The organism is Candidatus Bathyarchaeota archaeon (genome assembly GCA_018396705.1).
GTDB lineage: Archaea > Thermoproteota > Bathyarchaeia > Bathyarchaeales > Bathycorpusculaceae > DRVP01.
The window spans coordinates 154,022-170,953 of record JAGTQZ010000006.1; the positions used below are offsets into that span (position 1 = coordinate 154,022).

At 43.6% G+C, this 16,932-nt stretch carries 12 protein-coding genes; 6 read left to right on the plus strand and 6 right to left on the minus strand.

What is annotated here, in order from left to right; genetic code table 11:
- Positions 1-84 precede the first annotated feature (84 nt).
- Both KEJ24_07305 and KEJ24_07310 read left to right on the plus strand, forming a co-directional pair.
- On the plus strand, positions 85-2,151 hold the full coding sequence (locus KEJ24_07305; GenBank protein MBS7647627.1) for a sodium-translocating pyrophosphatase: 2,067 nt from the start codon (positions 85-87) through the stop codon (positions 2,149-2,151).
- Positions 2,152-2,267: 116 nt separating this feature from the next.
- Positions 2,268-5,093, plus strand: coding sequence for a cation-translocating P-type ATPase (locus KEJ24_07310; GenBank protein ID MBS7647628.1), 2,826 nt, complete (start codon positions 2,268-2,270; stop codon positions 5,091-5,093).
- Between the two features lie 15 nt (positions 5,094-5,108).
- Here the strand turns inward: KEJ24_07310 and asnS are convergent, their stop codons facing one another.
- The gene (gene asnS / locus KEJ24_07315; GenBank protein MBS7647629.1) at positions 5,109-6,401 is read right to left on the minus strand and encodes an asparagine--tRNA ligase; all 1,293 of its coding nucleotides are present in this window, start codon (positions 6,399-6,401) and stop codon (positions 5,109-5,111) included.
- Positions 6,402-6,542: 141 nt separating this feature from the next.
- Here asnS and KEJ24_07320 point away from each other — a divergent pair, with 141 nt between their 5' ends.
- Positions 6,543-7,964 (plus strand): cation-efflux pump, encoded by a 1,422-nt coding sequence (locus KEJ24_07320; GenBank protein ID MBS7647630.1) that lies wholly within the window; start codon positions 6,543-6,545, stop codon positions 7,962-7,964.
- Between the two features lies 1 nt (position 7,965).
- Here KEJ24_07320 and KEJ24_07325 read toward each other — a convergent pair whose 3' ends face one another.
- Positions 7,966-8,832 carry a geranylgeranylglycerol-phosphate geranylgeranyltransferase gene (locus KEJ24_07325; GenBank protein MBS7647631.1) on the minus strand — a complete coding sequence of 289 codons (867 nt, stop codon included), beginning with the start codon at positions 8,830-8,832 and terminating at the stop codon, positions 7,966-7,968.
- Positions 8,833-8,931: 99 nt separating this feature from the next.
- On the opposite strand from KEJ24_07325, the gene KEJ24_07330 reads away from it, so the two are divergent.
- Entirely contained in the window at positions 8,932-10,203 is a 1,272-nt protein-coding gene (locus KEJ24_07330) for an NDP-sugar synthase (GenBank protein ID MBS7647632.1), read from the plus strand.
- 64 nt (positions 10,204-10,267) lie between these two features.
- Here KEJ24_07330 and endA read toward each other — a convergent pair whose 3' ends face one another.
- The 3 genes from endA to glyS form a co-directional block, all read right to left on the minus strand.
- On the minus strand, positions 10,268-10,813 hold the full coding sequence (gene endA, locus KEJ24_07335; protein MBS7647633.1) for a tRNA-intron lyase: 546 nt from the start codon (positions 10,811-10,813) through the stop codon (positions 10,268-10,270).
- Between the two features lie 18 nt (positions 10,814-10,831).
- Positions 10,832-11,491: a DUF47 family protein gene (locus KEJ24_07340; protein ID MBS7647634.1), complete on the minus strand. Its 660-nt coding sequence runs from the start codon at positions 11,489-11,491 to the stop codon at positions 10,832-10,834.
- Positions 11,492-11,567: 76 nt separating this feature from the next.
- Entirely contained in the window at positions 11,568-13,325 is a 1,758-nt protein-coding gene (gene glyS / locus KEJ24_07345) for a glycine--tRNA ligase (protein MBS7647635.1), read from the minus strand.
- A gap of 431 nt (positions 13,326-13,756) precedes the next feature.
- Here glyS and KEJ24_07350 point away from each other — a divergent pair, with 431 nt between their 5' ends.
- Positions 13,757-14,818: an inositol-3-phosphate synthase gene (locus KEJ24_07350; protein MBS7647636.1), complete on the plus strand. Its 1,062-nt coding sequence runs from the start codon at positions 13,757-13,759 to the stop codon at positions 14,816-14,818.
- Between the two features lie 8 nt (positions 14,819-14,826).
- Here KEJ24_07350 and KEJ24_07355 read toward each other — a convergent pair whose 3' ends face one another.
- Complete coding sequence (locus tag KEJ24_07355; protein MBS7647637.1) at positions 14,827-15,936, minus strand: bifunctional phosphoglucose/phosphomannose isomerase; 1,110 nt, start codon at positions 15,934-15,936, stop codon at positions 14,827-14,829.
- Positions 15,937-16,053: 117 nt separating this feature from the next.
- On the opposite strand from KEJ24_07355, the gene KEJ24_07360 reads away from it, so the two are divergent.
- Positions 16,054-16,899: an RNA-binding protein gene (locus KEJ24_07360; protein ID MBS7647638.1), complete on the plus strand. Its 846-nt coding sequence runs from the start codon at positions 16,054-16,056 to the stop codon at positions 16,897-16,899.
- The last annotated feature ends 33 nt before the right edge of the window (positions 16,900-16,932 follow it).

Here is a 16,932-nt window from a genome sequence, read left to right on the forward strand (position 1 = left end):
CTCTCCTTATATTTTGACAGTAAATTTAATATGGAGGGGGTTTACTTTCAGTCGGTTTGTAAATAGGGAAGGCTGAGGTTTACCATGGAATGGTTTTATCTTGCACCAATAGCCGGTTTGGCCTCTGTGGGTTTAGCAAGCTACCTATATAAGTATGTTACGAGTCAGGAAAGCGGTACTGAGAGGATGCGAGAGATTGCAGGAGCCATAAAAGAGGGCGCCAAGGCTTATCTTAGAAGGCAGAACATCACCTTGGCAGTCTTTGTCGTCGTGATGGCTGTCATTCTTGGAGTGCTTTACACTTTCTACGCATTTCGTGAAGGGGATCCTCTGGGCGTATATCGCGGCGTAAGCATGGCCGTGGCTTACGTTTTCGGTTCAATTTGTACAACAGCGGCTGCTTATGTTGGGATGATGGCGGCCGTTGAAGCAAACGTTAGAACGGCGAATGCTGCAAAACAAGGACTGAAAAAGGCTTTTCCAGTAGCTTTTTACGGCGGCACTGTTATGGGCTTGTTTATTGTTGGTTTGGCCCTTCTTGGAATAAGTTTTCTTTACTACGTTTTTAACGTTATATTGGGATGGAGTGAAATTAAGGCGTCTAACATTGTTTTGGGTTTTAGCTTTGGAGCCAGCGCCTTGGCGCTTTTCGCTAAGGCAGGCGGCGGCATTTACACAAAAACTGCCGATATAAGCGCCGACCTTGTTGGAAAGGTGGAACTAGGCATCCCAGAGGATGATCCTAGGAATCCTGCCGTAATTGCTGACAATGTTGGGGACAATGTAGGCGATGTAGCTGGAATGGGCGCCGACTTGGTTGACTCCTACATAGCCAGCATTGTTGCTGCAATGATAATTGGCGCAGAAATTGGCAACTCGCTGCTAATTACGCTGCCCTTAATCGTTGCTGCAATAGGCTTATTTGCCTCAATAATAGGCGCCTTCATTGTTAAACTCAGCATTAAAGGAAATCCCGGAGCAGCACTTAATAGAGGCTCCTTTTCAACATGGATAATTTTCGCCGCATTCCTTTTCGCACTAACGTATTCCTATGGATTGGGCAACAGTTGGCCCGGAGTTTTTCTACCAACGGTTGCAGGCCTCATTGCTGGGGTTATCATTGGGATAACCTCTGACTACTTCACTTCTATAGACCGAGTACCTGCCCAAAAAGTGGCCCGCGCATCAACAACTGGAGCAGCCATAAACATACTTACTGGCTTTTCTTACGGAATAGTTAGCATTGTTCCACCGATAATCGGCATATGCGCCGCAACTTTGGCGGCATGGTACTTGGCAGATGCGTTCGGAGTGAGCCCCTTCTATGGCATCGCTATATCTGCTGTTGGAATGCTTGCTACCGTAGGAATGACTATTTCAGCAGACGCTTATGGGCCAGTGTCTGACAACGCGAAAGGTATAGCTGAGCAATCCGGGCTAGGCGAAGAGGTTATTGAAATTGCGGATAGACTTGACGCTGCGGGCAACACTACCAAGGCCATAACGAAAGGCTTTGCCATAGGCGCGGCAGCTTTAACGGTTCTGGCGCTTTTTGGAGCCTATGCCCACCTTGTTGATATAACCGCCTTGGATCTAATGAAGCCCGAAGTGGTGGCTGGAGTCTTCCTAGGCGGCATGATGCCTCCGCTACTCTCAGCGCTGCTGATTTTAGCTGTTGGCAGAAATGCTGAGAGAATGGTGGAAGAAGTTAGACGTCAGTTTAAAGAGATCCCAGGGCTTATGGAGGGCAAAGCGAAACCGGATTATGCCAAATGCGTAGACATCGCCACGAAAGGCGCCCTTAAAGAGCTCATGCTGCCATGTATATTAGCCATAATTGTTCCAATTTTGACTATGATGGTATTGGGCAAAGAAGCTCTAGCTGGATTCCTAGCCGGAAGCATTGTGACTGGCATAATTTTCGCCTTGTTCATGGCTAATGCGGGTGGCCTCTGGGACAATGCCAAAAAATACATCGAGTCTGGCGCACATGGCGGGAAAGGCTCGGAAGCCCATAAGGCAGCTGTGACCGGCGACACAGTTGGAGATCCTTTCAAGGACACCGCTGGGCCGTCACTCAACACGATGATTACGGTAATGTCGCTAGTAGCCGAAGTTTTTGCTCCGCTGATCGTCTTGTTAATTGCTTAAACTCCCTTTCTTTTTATGATAAATTGCCTTCAGGAAAGCTTGAGGGAATAGAGAATTTTATAAACAAGTTGCCGTATGAGTCTTTTAATCTCTGCATGTCTAGAAGAGGCGTTCAAATGTCAAAGCCTTGGCATGCTTTAGAAGCTGATGCAATCCTAAAGGAGTTTGAAGTTTCCCGTGAAGGCTTATCTTCCCAAGAAGCCCTTGAAAGGCTTAAAAAGTATGGCCCTAACGAAATAAGGAAGGTTAAGCGGCGAACCGCTCTTCAGATGTTTTTAGACGAATTCAAAGATATATTCATTCTACTTTTGATCGCCGCGACAATTTTCTCTGCTATCATCGGGTATTGGGAGATGGTTCATGGCGGAGAGTTTATGGAGGCATTTGCTGATACAATAACTATAAGCGCCATAGTCTTCTTGTGTGCTGTAACTGGTTTTGTTCAAGAATATAGGGCGGAGAAAGCTGTTGAAGCCCTTAAAAAGTTGGCTGCTCCAAAGGCCCGAGTGATTAGAGACGGGAAAGAAGTCATTATTCCGGCAAGCGAGGTTGTGCCCGGCGATATTCTGGCATTAGAAGAGGGTGATCATATACCTGCTGATGCTCGCCTCATAGAGGTTGTAGAGCTCAAGACAAATGAGGCGGTTCTTACCGGCGAATCTGTGCCCGTTAACAAAGAATTAGCCGTCCTACCTGAAGACACACCGATATCTGAGAGACGAAACATGGTTTTCTCCGCCACCCATGTTGTTTACGGCCGCGGCAAAGCTGTTGTTGTAACAACAGGTATGAACACAGAGTTTGGTAAAATTGCTGAAATGGTGCAGACCGCTGAGGAGGAAGAAACACCCTTACAGAAGAAGCTGGATAGATTTGCAAGTAAAATTGCGAAAGTTGTAATTGCTGTTTGTGTTTTAATATTTGCCCTTGAAGCCTTCGAAGTAATAATGAGGATGCACTTCGAGGCTGAAGGTTTTATTCAAGCTTTTATGTCTTCAATTTCTTTGGCGATCTCCGCTGTTCCGGAAGGCTTACCTGCAATAGTTACCATTGCATTGGCTCTGGGTGCACGAGAATTTGCAAAGTGCAATGCTATTGTTAGGAAGTTATCAGCTGCCGAAAGCCTTGGAGCGGTGACTGTTATCTGTTCAGACAAAACTGGGACAATAACTAAGGGTGAGATGACTGTCCGCGAATTATATGTCGACGGGAAACTTGTAGAAGTGACGGGCGTCGGCTATGAACCAAAGGGAGAATTTCGTATAGGTGAAGATTCCGTAAAGCCTGAAAAAAGTCTTGAGCTACTATTGCGGATAGGCGCTTTGTGCAACAACGCCAGCCTGAGACGAAACGAGCAAAACAACAATTGGGAAATTTTTGGAGATCCAACGGAAGGTGCGCTTGTTGTTGCGGCTGCCAAAGCTGGGCTTCAGAAAGAAGTTTTGGAACAAACGTTTCCACGAGTCGGCGAAATCCCGTTTACCTCCGAAAGGAAACGCATGACTACGATTCACAAAACCCCAGACGGTGAGGTACATGCCTACATGAAAGGGGCTCCGGAAATAGTTCTTGAAACATGCACCTACATACTAGAGGGTGATAAAGAGAAGAAACTCACTGCAGAGAAAAGAAAGAAGATTTTGGAAATCAATGAGCAATTGGCCAGCCGTGCTTTACGAGTTCTTGCAATGGCATATCGTCGTCTGCCAGCAACTCTGGAGAAGCATGATGCTGACACTGTTGAAAATGAAATGGTTTTCGTCGGTCTGCAAGGTATGATTGATCCTCCCAGAGAAGAAGCAATAGAAGCCAATAAGAAATGCCAGAAAGCAGGCATAAAAACGGTTATGATAACAGGCGATCACAAACTAACTGCTGTGGCGGTTGCGAAAGAAGTTGGGATATATAATGAAGGCGACCTCGTTCTAACAGGCGCTGAAATGGATACAATGGGCGACGAAGAATTCGAAGAAATTGTTGAAAAAGTAACAGTGTATGCAAGGGTTTCTCCGGAACATAAACTCAGAATTGTTAACGCATTAAAAAAGAAAGGTCACATAGTGGCGATGACCGGTGATGGCGTTAATGATGCACCGGCAGTGAAAGCAGCCGACGTGGGCGTTGCCATGGGCATAAGTGGAACAGACGTCACAAGGGAGGCTGCAGATCTAGTCTTAGTGGATGACAACTTTGCAACTATTGTCAAAGCTGTAGAACAGGGCAGGGTAATCTACGATAACATACGCAAATATGCACGTTTCCTTTTGGCATGCAACTTTGATGAATTGTTGGTAATAGGGACGTTTGCAATCCTTGGTGGAATATTCTCGCCTGAACTATTTCCGCTTCCGCTTTTGCCAGCTATGATACTGTGGATAAACCTTGTGACTGATGGGGCTCCGGCTGTGGCTCTTGCCACAGACCCTCCAGATGTTGATGTCATGGATCGGCCTCCGCGCAAACCTGAAGAAGGGATTCTCCATGGGATGGGTGCCTTTATCATAGCATCCTTCCTACTTCAAGCAGCTGGCACTTTCTTAGTGTTCTGTCTAGAGTACTATGTTTGGCCATCTCACCCGTGGATTCGTCCAGATGGAACTATTGATGAGGTTGCTAGGCAACTAACCTACAGAGAAGCTACCACGACCGCTTTTGTGCAGGCTGCCATGTTTGAACTCTTTGTCGTATGGAACTGTCGTTCAGAAAAGCGAAGCGTGTGGAGAATGGGCAGAAAAGCCTTTGAAAACAAATTTTTCGTCATAGCTGACTTGGCGTCAGTTGCATTAACCCTCGGAATAGCTTTCATACCAATAACGCAGCAATTGTTCCACTTAACTACTCTCAGCTTAAGAGATCTTGCGTATGTAATAGGCGTGGCCAGCTGGGGCCTCTTTGTGTTCCCAGAAATATTCATGGGCCGGAAAGTTTGGAAATGGCAATAAGGTGCGCTTAGGGCCTCATGGATATATACGTGTTATAGTTCTCGGAAAAGGTATTGTCTCCCGTATGTGCTTTAGCTTGCAAATCCACATAACTGTCCGTTCTATTCCCAATCCAAAGCCAGAATGCGGAACAGCGCCATACCTTCGTAGGTCTAGGTACCATTCGTAGGCTTGCTTTGGCAAGCCAAATTCTTCTATGCGTTTTTCCAACAACTTTAAGTCGTGAATGCGCTGGCTTCCCCCTATTATTTCGCCGTAGCCTTCCGGCGCCATCAAATCTGCGCATAGCACTACCTCAGGATTTTCTGGATCTGGCTGCATGTAGAACGCCTTAGCTTTAGCCGGATATCTGTGGACGAACACGGGCTTTTCAAACTGCAGGGAAATGTACCTTTCATGGGGTGCTCCAAGGTCTTCACCCCACTGTATAGGAAAGCCTGCCTTTTGTAGCATGTTCACCGCTTCTGTGTAACTTATCCTCTCAAAAGGCGGTTCAACTTTCTGTAATGGTTTGATGTCTCGTTTGAGGGTTTCAAGTTCTCTTCGGCGTTTTTCTAAAATTGTTTTGACAATATAGGTTACCATCTCTTCTTGAACTTTTAAATTTTCCTCGAAGTCGCAGAAGGCCATTTCAGGCTCAACCATCCAAAATTCCGTCAAGTGCCGTGGTGTCTTTGATTTCTCTGCTCTGAAGGTTGGTCCGAAACAGTAAACTTTCCCGAAAGCCGCTATAGTTGCTTCGACATAAAGCTGGCCACTTTGAGTCAAGTAGGCTTTTTCTCCAAAATATGGAACTTCAAATAGAGTTGTTGTCCCCTCTACTGCGGCCGGTGTAAATATAGGGGCGTCTGTTAAAACAAAGCCTTGGCTGTCTAGAAAATCTCTGCAAGCTTTCACAACTTCGGCTCTAATTCTTAGAATGGCAGTTTGCCTGGGGCTTCTAATCCATAACTGCCTATAATTCATGAGAAAGTCTATACCATGCTCCTTTTTGGCAAGTGGATACTCTCGTTCAGCTAAGTGCACGATTTGCAAATCTTTGACTCGAATTTCATAGCCGCCGGGTGCTCTTTTGTCTTCCTTCACTGTTCCCCTTATGATAATGGAGGATTCCTGTGTAAGCTCGTCTGCGTCATTGAAAACCTTCTCATCGACTTCATTTCTGTGGATTGTTGCCTGTATAAAGCCCGTTCCGTCCCTAACTATTAAGAATTGCACTCCACCGCTTGAGCGTCTCGTTACAAGCCAACCTTTAATTTCAACTTCGTGGTTAGTGAGTTTTCCATCCAAAATGTCACTTACACTCATTATCTGCTTCCTCCTTTAAAACTGCCTTAGGAAATAAGCTTAGGCTATTTGGCAAAACTGCAATAGATTTAAGCCACGTTAAAGTGTTCACCTTGCACCTTTATTACCCACATAACATAACCTTTTCATGTTTTAAATGTTTTGGCTGGAAGCTTCACAACCCTTAAATCTCCCGTCTTTTCAATCTACTTGACTATAATGCGTGTAGGAGAAGAGAGGTTCAAGGCTCTAAGCATTTCGACACTTGCCATCACAAGCGTTGTTATGGTAGAATTTGTTTTGGGAATGGTTGCTGGGAGTCTCGCAATACTCAGCGATGGCGCCCACGCGATGCTGGACGCTGTGTCCATGTTTATTCTCTTGATTGCCACCAAAGCTTCGCTTAAACCCTCAGACGAGGAACACATGTACGGACATGAGAAAATTGAACCGCTGGGTGGGCTTATAGGCGGCGTAATCCTTTTCGGCACAACTCTTTTCCTAATCATGGAGGCCGTCCAAAAAATTATCTATGGAAAAATCTTCATTATTCAGGAGTGGGAACTTGCAGGGTTTGCTGCCATAGGCTACACTTTATGCATTGATCTTTTGCGGTTAAAGGTTCTCCATAAAGTAAAGGAACAAAGTGCAACCACTAGGGCTGGCTTTTACCATTCGCTGGCTGATTTAGGCTCAACGCTTGTAGCCCTCTTTGGGTTTGGGATGGCTGTACTTGGATTACCAATATTCGATGTTTTAGCTTCAATTTTCTTGAGTGTCACGATAGGCTATCTTAGCATTAAGCTTGTTAAATCAAGCGGAATGGAACTAAGTGATGCGGTATCTAAAGATCTAGCCGAAAAAGTTAGAAAGGAAATTATGGCGACGGAGGGCGTTTTGAAAGTTACGAATCTGCGAGTTAGAAAGGCTGGAACCAAAACGTTTGTTGAGGCCACAATTAAAGTTCCGGATTACATGAGTCTAGAAGAATCCCACATGGTATCCTCTAGGGTGGAGGAGAACCTTACCCGTCTTCTGGGTTCAGCTGAAGTTACCGTGCATGTTGAACCTCCCGAGAAAAAAACATCGACAAACAAGTTAATAGAACAACTAGCCAAAAAAGTCGACGGTGTGAAGGCGGTTCATGAGGTAAACACCGTGCTTTCCAATGGCAAACTCTATGTAACAATGCATGCACTGGTAGACCCCCAAATGTCTGTTCGTGATGCCCATGAATTGGCAGAAAAAATTGAGAGAACGCTCACCCAGACGATTGGAAACGTTGGAAATGTAACTGTGCACATGGAACCCTTTGACTCAACTATCCAGAGAGGACCAGCGGTGGACGAATCCGAAGTCCGGCAGACAATATTCGAGGCTATTAAGTATTATCAGCAGATTCTCAGTGTGAAGCGTATTATAACATATATAGCCGATAGAAAACGCTACATAAACATAGATTGCTGTTTTATGGAGCAATTTTCCGTTGAAGAAGCTCACAATATTTCGTCAAAAATTGAAGATATGATCAAGAAAAAGTTCACAGAAACTGTGGTAACTGTGCACATTGAACCAAAAGGATGATTCAGCTAATGCTTCCTGCAATAAAGGCAATTAACCCTATAAGAAACCAGCCTAAAACTTGATTTTTCACTCGCTTCGCATTCTTCCTTGAATAGTTCTTTAAAAGAATTATTGAAGATGTAATAAGGCCTAGATCTGTTACTGCTACTATTGGGATAAACCAGACCGAAACGAGGTTCAGCAATGGTGGTATTGGCGTTAGCATCACCGCAAGAAGGTAAAAAACCGCGGCAGCAACTGCAGCTTGGCGCGCACCATAAAGGACTGCAATAGTTTTAACATTTCGTGTCATATCACCTTGCATGTCCGCTATCCCTTTGGTTATTTCTCTTCCAGTGTTTGATAAGAACACCATTGCGGCAAAAATCCAAATGTTTCCCTTTATAAGATTGGATATTGCTAAACTTCCATAAATGAACGGCGCTGAGACGCAAGCGCTCACTAGAAGGTTTCCCGGGAACCCTGTTTTCTTTCCAAAGGTGACATAGCTTACTGAGATAAGCCAAAAAATTAAAGCAGTTGTAAAACACTGAAGTGGCGCTTTGCTATTTGTTAGAATGGCTGTGGAAAATCCCAAAAATGTTAACGCTACTGCAAATGCTATGGCTTCTTTTGGTTTTACTAAACCGCTGGGAATTGGTCGTGAAGGCTCGTTTATGGCGTCTATTTCCTTATCATAATAATCGTTTATTGCCATCGAAGCTGCAGTTAATAGAAAGCCCGTAAAGAAGCCGTAAAAAAGGCTCGATAAGGGGCTTATAAATAAACTGTGGGCGTCAGCTAGGGCGGCGCCTACAATCACCGCGAAACCCATCATTGTGCAATTTATTGGTCGCATTAGGCGTATTAAACCAACAAGTTTTTTCATTTCAGAGCCTTTGCCCCACTGTTGTTCTATATTCTGGATGTTAACCTCTAAAAGTTTAATACGATGGCATAAATATCTTCGGATGAAGCTGGTGATCTCTTGCCTTGCTGCTATGATCCTGAAAAGTTGACTGTGATAATTCCAGTTGGCGGGAAAGCCACGCGACTTTTACCTTTAACAGCTGAAACAAGCAAGGCTTGTCTGCGTCTCCTGAACAGGCCAATGATAGAGTTTTCGCTTCTATCTCTGGCTCAGCAAGGTGTTAGAGACTTTATTTTTGGAGTTAAAGGATACACTAATTATCGAGATCTATACGACTATTTCGAGTCTGGTTACGGTTTTTCAGCCCGTTATGGTATAACCCCACGTGTGCATATAAAATATCAACCAAACATAGATGACTTAGGGAGCGCCGACTCAGCACGGATAAACATAGAATACTACAACTTGAAAAACCCTATTTTTGCAGTGCAAGGCGACAACATCTTCGACGTAAACTTAAAGGAGCTCATTGAATTTCATGAGGAAAAAGGAGCTGTCATAACAATCGCCTTGACAGAGGTAAAAGATGTTGAGGGCTACGGTATCGCTGACATAAACAAGGATTGCAGAATCCAAAAATTCATTGAAAAACCTTCACCGAAAGAAGCGCCTTCAAACCTTGCTAACACAGGCCTCTACCTAGTTTCGCCGGAAATAAGAAAAATCTTCAAGGAAAACGGTGTTAAGAAAATCATTAGAGAGCGAAAACGCCTTGACTTCGGATATGACTTTATCCCATATGTAATAGAGACTGGAAGACCAGTATATGGCTATGTCCTAAAAGGAGGCTGGTATGACGTTGGGACCCCTAAGCGTTACTTAGAAGCCATGAGAGACATGCTTGAAGGACGATTCCCTGTAGTGGTTGATTACGAAGGAAGAATCGACGAGGAAGCCAAAATTTGGGTTCAAGGTGAAAGCTTCGAGTCTATGAAACGCCGTGAAGAAATCGTAAAGAAAATCAAACAGGGAAAAATAGAGGTTAAAGGTGCGGTCCTGATAGGACGGCACTGTGAAATAGGTGACGGAGCGCGTATTGTGAATTCTTGTATAGATAACTATACAAGAATAGGCCATAATGCAATCATAGAAAATTCCGCCGTGATGGATCGAGTAATAATAGGAGATAACGCAGAGATTAGAGATAGCATCATCGGGCGGCACGTAACAATACATTCAAGTTTTAGACGGCCAACGAGGATTAGTGCAGTTTCGGTAATAGCCGACGACGTCATAATCGCAGAAGGTTGTCTCTTAAAAGCGACCAAAGTCTACCCACACCAATCAGTTAGAGGTGAATTTGAATACCAAACGATAATGTCAAGTTGACGATTAAAAGTAGCTTGCCAAAATTCTTGGAACAACACTAGGCTGAGTGTTGTGCCAGAAATGGTTAAGCTTTAAACCATTTGAATATGAGATATCTAACTCTTCCGCTTTCTAAGTCTGGCACGGCGATTATAAACCTTTTACGAACGGTGGTCGCCAATCTTCCGGCTTTCACAATTTCTGTTGCAGTTAACTCGGAGGACGCTTTTTTCACAGAGACCATAAACGGTGCATGTTCTAAACCAGGTCCATATTTGTAGACTGCGAAGTCGCATCCAAACTTTATGCCTGGAGTAACTACCATTTCTTTATCGCGCAGATCGCGGTAGACCACGTATTTCTCATCAAACTCTTCATAAAGTGTTCTTGCTTTTTGACGAAGCTTTTTTAAACTTACCTTTTGTTTGTTGGCCCCTTCATATACGGTTATAATTCCCTTTTCTGCGAGGTATAATCCTTCCATTAAGTCTAGAATCAACGGTACATTAAACTCTGGAACTTTAGGTTTTGGGATGCCTAAGGGTTTACCGTAAAACCCCGTCTTGTATAGTTCTGAGCCCTCAACCGGGTTCCAGACAACTAAAAAATTTTCTATAAACTCAACTGGTATTTTTTTCGGCATTATTCATCACATTATAAAGGATAGGACACGAGCTGCTTCAACAGCATCTTCAGCCTTGTCCGCAGAGTCTTCTAAAAGTTGCAGTATGTCCCTCAAAAGCAAAAGTGCTTGAATTTCAAGTTTACTGTTTAGAAGCTTTATTTCCAAGGTTCTGTATAGTTCGTCCACCTCTTTTTCGGCTACTTCGACCTCGCTAGCTTTTTCCATAGCTTTTTCTGGACTGTAGGATAGAACCATTGTTGTTTCTCTGAGTTTTATGACCGTTTCAAGGACGGCTTCCGAAAGTTTTAAAAGGTCCTTCTTAAGGTCAATAGGTACATTCCAATTATGTTCCATCACCTGTAGAAGGCGGAAGGCTATTCCTTCAGAAAAGTCTGCTATTTCGTTAGCCAAGTTCGTAAACCTCAGGAAGTCCTCTCTACTCAATAATATGGCGCCAATTTCCGCCAATTCTCTTGAAACGAGTCGTCTAGCCTTGGTAACGTCGTCTTCCCCGGCTCTGATCTCATTGTAGATCTGCTTCGCTTTTTCTTTGTCGTTTTTTGTGAAGCATTCTATCATTTGAGGGACTTTCCTAGTTAAATCCAAAACTTTTCGTAGGTGTTCTTGGCAAATATTCAACACCCTCTGCCTGACACGTTCCTCCGTCTCGGCTGGAAGTACCAACTTTCCCACCACTGAACTATTGTCTTGCCTACTGAAGCATAATTAAATTTAAAAGTGTTAAAAAAGGTAACGAAAGCTACTCCTTAACGAGTTCACCTAAATCTTCAAAATTTATTTTGTTTCGGAAATATTTATGCAAGAGTTCCGGCAAAGCGACGATCCTATTTCGCACCTGTCTCCAAGTGTCTCGATCGCGGATTGTGACTGTGTCATTTTGAAGAGTTTCATAGTCTATGGTGATCCCTAATGGTATGCCTGCTTCGTCCGCTCTTGCGTAGCGTCTTCCAATAGAGCCTGCTTCGTCGTATTCCGCAGCGAATCCTTCGTCAATCAGCATTTCATAAACCTGCATAGCCTTCTCCGGTAACCCATCTTTGCTCACTAAGGGGTATACTCCAATCTGTATGGGCGCTATGTCTCTTGGGAAACTTAGGATGATTCTGTCTTCTTTGATGTGGTAAGCGTATTCAAGCGCTACTTGAACAAGTCGGTCTATGCCGAAACTAGGTTCAACCACGTGTGGTATAAAGCGCTTCCCCCGCTCTTTGGTTCGGTAGGTTGCTATTTCTACGTGCTCCGGCAAAATCTTATACCCCCCAAGCATGTAGTAGCCTTTCTCCTTAAAAGACGCTTCAACCTCTTTCGGGTTTGCTTCCATCAGCATTTCTGCAATTTTTCTAGCGTCGCCCTTGAAGTCTGGTCCAAGTTTTGTCATTAATGGTTTAATCACCCTCTTCTCAGTTTCAACAGGCTTTTCGTGCTCTTTGTATACTCGCATGTCTACTCCACTAAATTGCATGTGTTGTTTTAGGTCGTAGTCTGTTCTATACGCATGTCCAGAAACCTCAACCCAGCCCCAGCGTTCCATGTAAACCTCCTGGTCAAAGCTTTGAAGTGAATAATGCGCGCGTTCCCATGGAAGCTTTTCAATGAAACGTTGTTTATCTGCGGGGATTCCCAATTCGGCTAACAGTCTTTTTGCCAAAGCCATGAAAACCGCTTGCCACGGAATCTTTATGTAGCCTTTTTCTAAAGCCTCTTTAACCGTAACCTCAACTATGTCTTCTGAACCGCGAAGTTTGTTTTCAGCTAAAACCAGCCGTAAAGTTTCATCTCCAAAATCTTTTAAGAGAAAGCAGTTGGGTTCTTCCGGATCAAAGAAGAATTCAACGTCAGCTATCGTGAACTCTCTTAGCCTTATCAGGCCCTGCCTAGGTGAGATTTCATTTCGCAGTGCGTGGCCTATTTGCATTACGCCAAATGGAAGTTTTTCTCGTGCATTTTCATATAGTCGTTTGAACTCCACGAATATGTTCTGAGCAGCCTCTGGCCTTCCATAGCCAACAGCCTCCGAATAAGGGCCTATCGTGGTTTTAAACATTGTCAGGAAATAGTTGGGCTCTCCAAATTTTCCGCCGCACTCTGGACACTGGACCCCATGGCTTTCGATGGCTTCCTTCAACTCTTTCAAGCTTAGTTTTTCAGCTTCCGCCTCACTTAGCTTCGTTCTTTCTCGAAGCAAATGATCCGCTCTATATCGTCTTCCGCATTTTAGACATTCCACCATAGGTTCCTTAAAGTGTTCAACATGGCCAGAAGCTTCAAAGACTTTAGCTGGTGCTATTATTGGAGCCTCTATCTCCATAATTCCAAGCTTATTTACGAAGAATTCTCTGAGCTTGTTTTCGATGTTATGTTTTAATCTCTTACCAAGAAAACCGTAAGTTACAAAGCCACTGACACCGCCATACATTTCATAAGACTGCCAGAAGAAACCCCTACGGCGCGCTAGCTCACTTATCAAAGTAAACTTATCTGGTGTTTTATTGTCCACTTTTGTCACCTATTTTTCTCAAGTGACTAAAGGCTTCTTAATAATAAGCCTTAAAGGGTTAAAAGGTTTCTCTAAAAGGAGATTTCTGCTTGAAACTGTTAACGAGAACGGTTATCTTCAGCTATGGAGGGGTTTTTGAGTTGGCGTTTTTATTGACTTAATGTTAGATATTTAGGCAACACTACATGTTTTGAATTTGCCATTTTGGGTCCAATCGAATTTCTAATAGGCTTTATTCAACATGTTCTCTCTCTACCATTGAACTCCTTGCGACATTCACAACGTTTGATATCTGATTCCATCTCAATAGCGTGTAATAATGTTTCCACTGACTGCGACAACCAACCACGTTTTCAACAACTTCACTTACTGGCTTGCGTAGAGCTTTATAAAGCAGTATGTAATATGTGGAAACAAAAGTGGTGCATACCTTGCCGGACATAAAAGTGGCTTTGATCGGTGTTGGAAACTGTGCATCTGCTTTGATACAAGGGCTCAAATATTATAGAAATGCTGGAAATTGCGATGAATGCGTGGGTTTGCGGAATTTAACTCTTGGAGGATATCACCCTAGAGACATCAAAATTGTAGCTGCGTTCGATGTTGACAGTAGAAAAGTTGGGAAGGATTTGGCAGAAGCCATTTTCGCTCCTCCAAATAATGCTCCCAAGTTGATGGAGGTAGCTCCTACTGGTGTTATTGTCCGCAAAGGGCCGGTTCTTGATGGTGTTGGCGAATACACAAAAAGCGTTATCCAAGTAAGCAGCATGCCGGAGGTCGATGTTGCGCAAGTTCTGCGGGATAGTGGCGCTGAAATTGTTGTGAACCTTCTCCCAAGCGGAGCTGTTAAGGCTTCTGAATGGTACGCAAACCAGTCATTGAAGGCTGGATGCGCCTTTGTAAATGCGTCGCCAACTTTTATCGCAAGCAACTTAGAGTGGTCTAGACGCTATGAGGATGCTGGTTTGCCCCTTGTCGGAGATGATTTAACTGATCAAATAGGCGCTACAACTCTTCATAAGACTCTACTGCAGCTTCTTTCCAGACAAGGCGTGCGCGTAACCGAAACTTACCAGCTTGATGTTGGCGGGGGAACAGAGTCTCTTGATACGCTGGAAAGAACCCGTGAACTAAAGCGAACAGTTAAAACAGAGACTGTGAAGGCGGCATTGCCCTACAAAGCTGAAGTTGTCGCTGGGTCGACGGACTATGTTGATTTTTTGCAGAATAGACGTGACAGTTTCTTTTGGATTAAGGGACTATACTTTTGCGGCGTTTCGATGCAGATAGACATGAGGCTTTCTACAGTTGATGCACCAAATGCTGGTTCAGTTCTACTTGACGTGATAAGAGCAGTAAAAATAGCTTTAAACCGCAAACTTAAAGGAGCGATTCTTCCAATATGTGCATACGCGTTTAAACGTCCACCACAACTTCTCTCGTTAGAAATTGCTGAAAAAATGTTCGAAGAATTCATCGCTCAAAAAATCTGACAATAATTCTACCGTGTTAGATTCTGCAGTTCGCGAGTTATCCTGTCCTTTGTCCCGATTTTTTCAAGTTTCTTTTTTAACGTGGAAATTGATTCCACCGGTGTTGGATCAATACCTCTTAGTATGGCAAGATAAACGCTTGTGAAATCCCCCACCAAAATTGAGGACAAAATTTTCGCCAGTTTTCCTCGGCCTCTGCCCCAAACTTCGTAAACCCCTTTTGTAGCACCACTTATCAAGTCCTTAGTTGCTTCTATGCGGCATTTTTCCTCTGGGGACTCGTTTTCGTCTCTTATAAACACTGCAGAAAAGAATTTTGCTGGTTTTTCTACGCTTTCCCAACCGACAATTTCATTATGGTTCAGTTCAGGGAATGCATTCCAAAAAGCTGGAACTTTGCTGTTTTCATTAAATTGCTGCTTAAAACGCTGGGCAACAGAGCGGTAAAATCCAAAACCATAGATAACTGGAATTGTACCGTTGACTTTAACGGCAAGCGTCTTTGAAAGGTTTTCCTTTACAGGTTTTTCAGGAGCATTTTCATCGCAAATCTGTTTTAACGCTGAAATTGCTTCAGATATTCCCTCTCTTACCGTTGAAATTAAACCAAGTTTCTCCAGAAGAATCAGCATTGGCGCAAAAAGATAAGGAAGCGCGGCTCTCGGAGGAATTCCTGCAGGTATTCGTAGAGCCGGTATTCCAAATTCTTCCGCTGCCTTCAAAAGAGTCCCACCAGAGCATATACAAAAAATCTGGCATTCTTTCTTAATTGCGTCTAAAAAACAGCCTAGCGTTTCTTCTGTTTCTCCAGAATAGCTTATCACAAAAGTCATCGTCTCTCTGTTTGCATATGCTGGAAGCGTGTATTCTCGGCAGACTTCTATAGGTATTGTCAAAACGTCTCGACCCCAATCTTTGAGGATTTCCCCACCTATAGCTGAGCCTCCCATTCCCGCCACGATAATTGCTTTAGGCTTGGAATAGTCCACCTTAATTTTTTGGGCTATTTCAAAGGCTTTTTTATAATGTTCCGGTGCGTTGACGTAAAAGTGAAGCATTCCGTCTTTATCTATTTCCTTGATTTTGGCTAAATTATCTAGAAGCGATGTTTTCGACATCCTGTTCCCTCGTCTATTTTGTTTTGCCGAGGCTTTTTAGTTTTTAAGAATGTGTGAAACTGGTAGAGTTAACTTTTTACAAGACTTAACCTTTACACCTTTTGTGTTGGTGAAGTGTTGGATTATAGAAAAATTTCAATAGCGATTCCTGCCTCTGTAGTTTCTGATGTTCCACATTTACGGGAAAAAACGTCAAAGGTAGGCTTGATAGGCAGGGCTGCTGCAATCTTTGGAATCAAAGAAATAATAATTTATCGGGATGTTCTCGCGGTAAACCAAAAAGCCGAGGTAGATTTGATAACTACACTGCTTCGCTATATGGAGACACCCCAATATCTTCGGAGAAAATTGTTTAGACTGAAGCCTGAACTGCGTTATGCTGGAATTTTGCCACCGTTAAGAACGCCGCATCACCCTCTCAGCAAAAAAGTAGCTGACTTGAAAATTGGTGAATACAGGGAAGGCGTGACCGTTGCAAAAACAAAAACAGGCATCTTCGTAGATGTTGGTGTTGAAAAACCAGTGTTAATACCCGAAGCTAATTTGCCCCTAGGTGAAAGAATAACAATAAAAATCGTAAGTGTCGGCGAGCAAGTTTTAGCAAGTCTTGCAAACATTAATGAAATCCCCCATTATTGGGGTTACCGGGTAACGGTTTGGAAAGGATCATTTGGCAGTCTCGCAACAAGTGGACGGTTTGACCTTAAAATCGCCACATCTAAACATGGCGCACTTTTCTCGGAAATTAAAGACGAGATCGCTGAACGGTGGCGTACCGCTAAATCTGTGTTGATTGGTTTTGGGGCTCCAACGGCAGGACTTTTCGAAATTGTTAAACAAGAAGGCTTGAACTTGCCTGATGTTGTGGATTTTGTGGTCAACACTATTCCGGGACAATGTACAGAAACCGTGAGAACCGAAGAGGCGCTTATTGCCTCTCTCGCCGTTTTTAATTGTTTTTGAGACTTTAAAGGTTTAAATGTTTGTTTATTCTTA

Excerpts from the sequence above, each read along its gene's own strand:
- KEJ24_07305 (MBS7647627.1), top strand. The coding sequence starts at position 85 with ATGGAATGGTTTTATCTTGCACCAATAGCCGGTTTGGCCTCTGTGGGT.
- KEJ24_07310 (MBS7647628.1), top strand. The coding sequence starts at position 2,268 with ATGTCAAAGCCTTGGCATGCTTTAGAAGCTGATGCAATCCTAAAGGAG.
- asnS (MBS7647629.1), bottom strand. The coding sequence starts at position 6,401 with ATGAGTGTAAGTGACATTTTGGATGGAAAACTCACTAACCACGAAGTT.
- KEJ24_07325 (MBS7647631.1), bottom strand. The coding sequence starts at position 8,832 with ATGAAAAAACTTGTTGGTTTAATACGCCTAATGCGACCAATAAATTGC.
- KEJ24_07355 (MBS7647637.1), bottom strand. The coding sequence starts at position 15,936 with ATGTCGAAAACATCGCTTCTAGATAATTTAGCCAAAATCAAGGAAATA.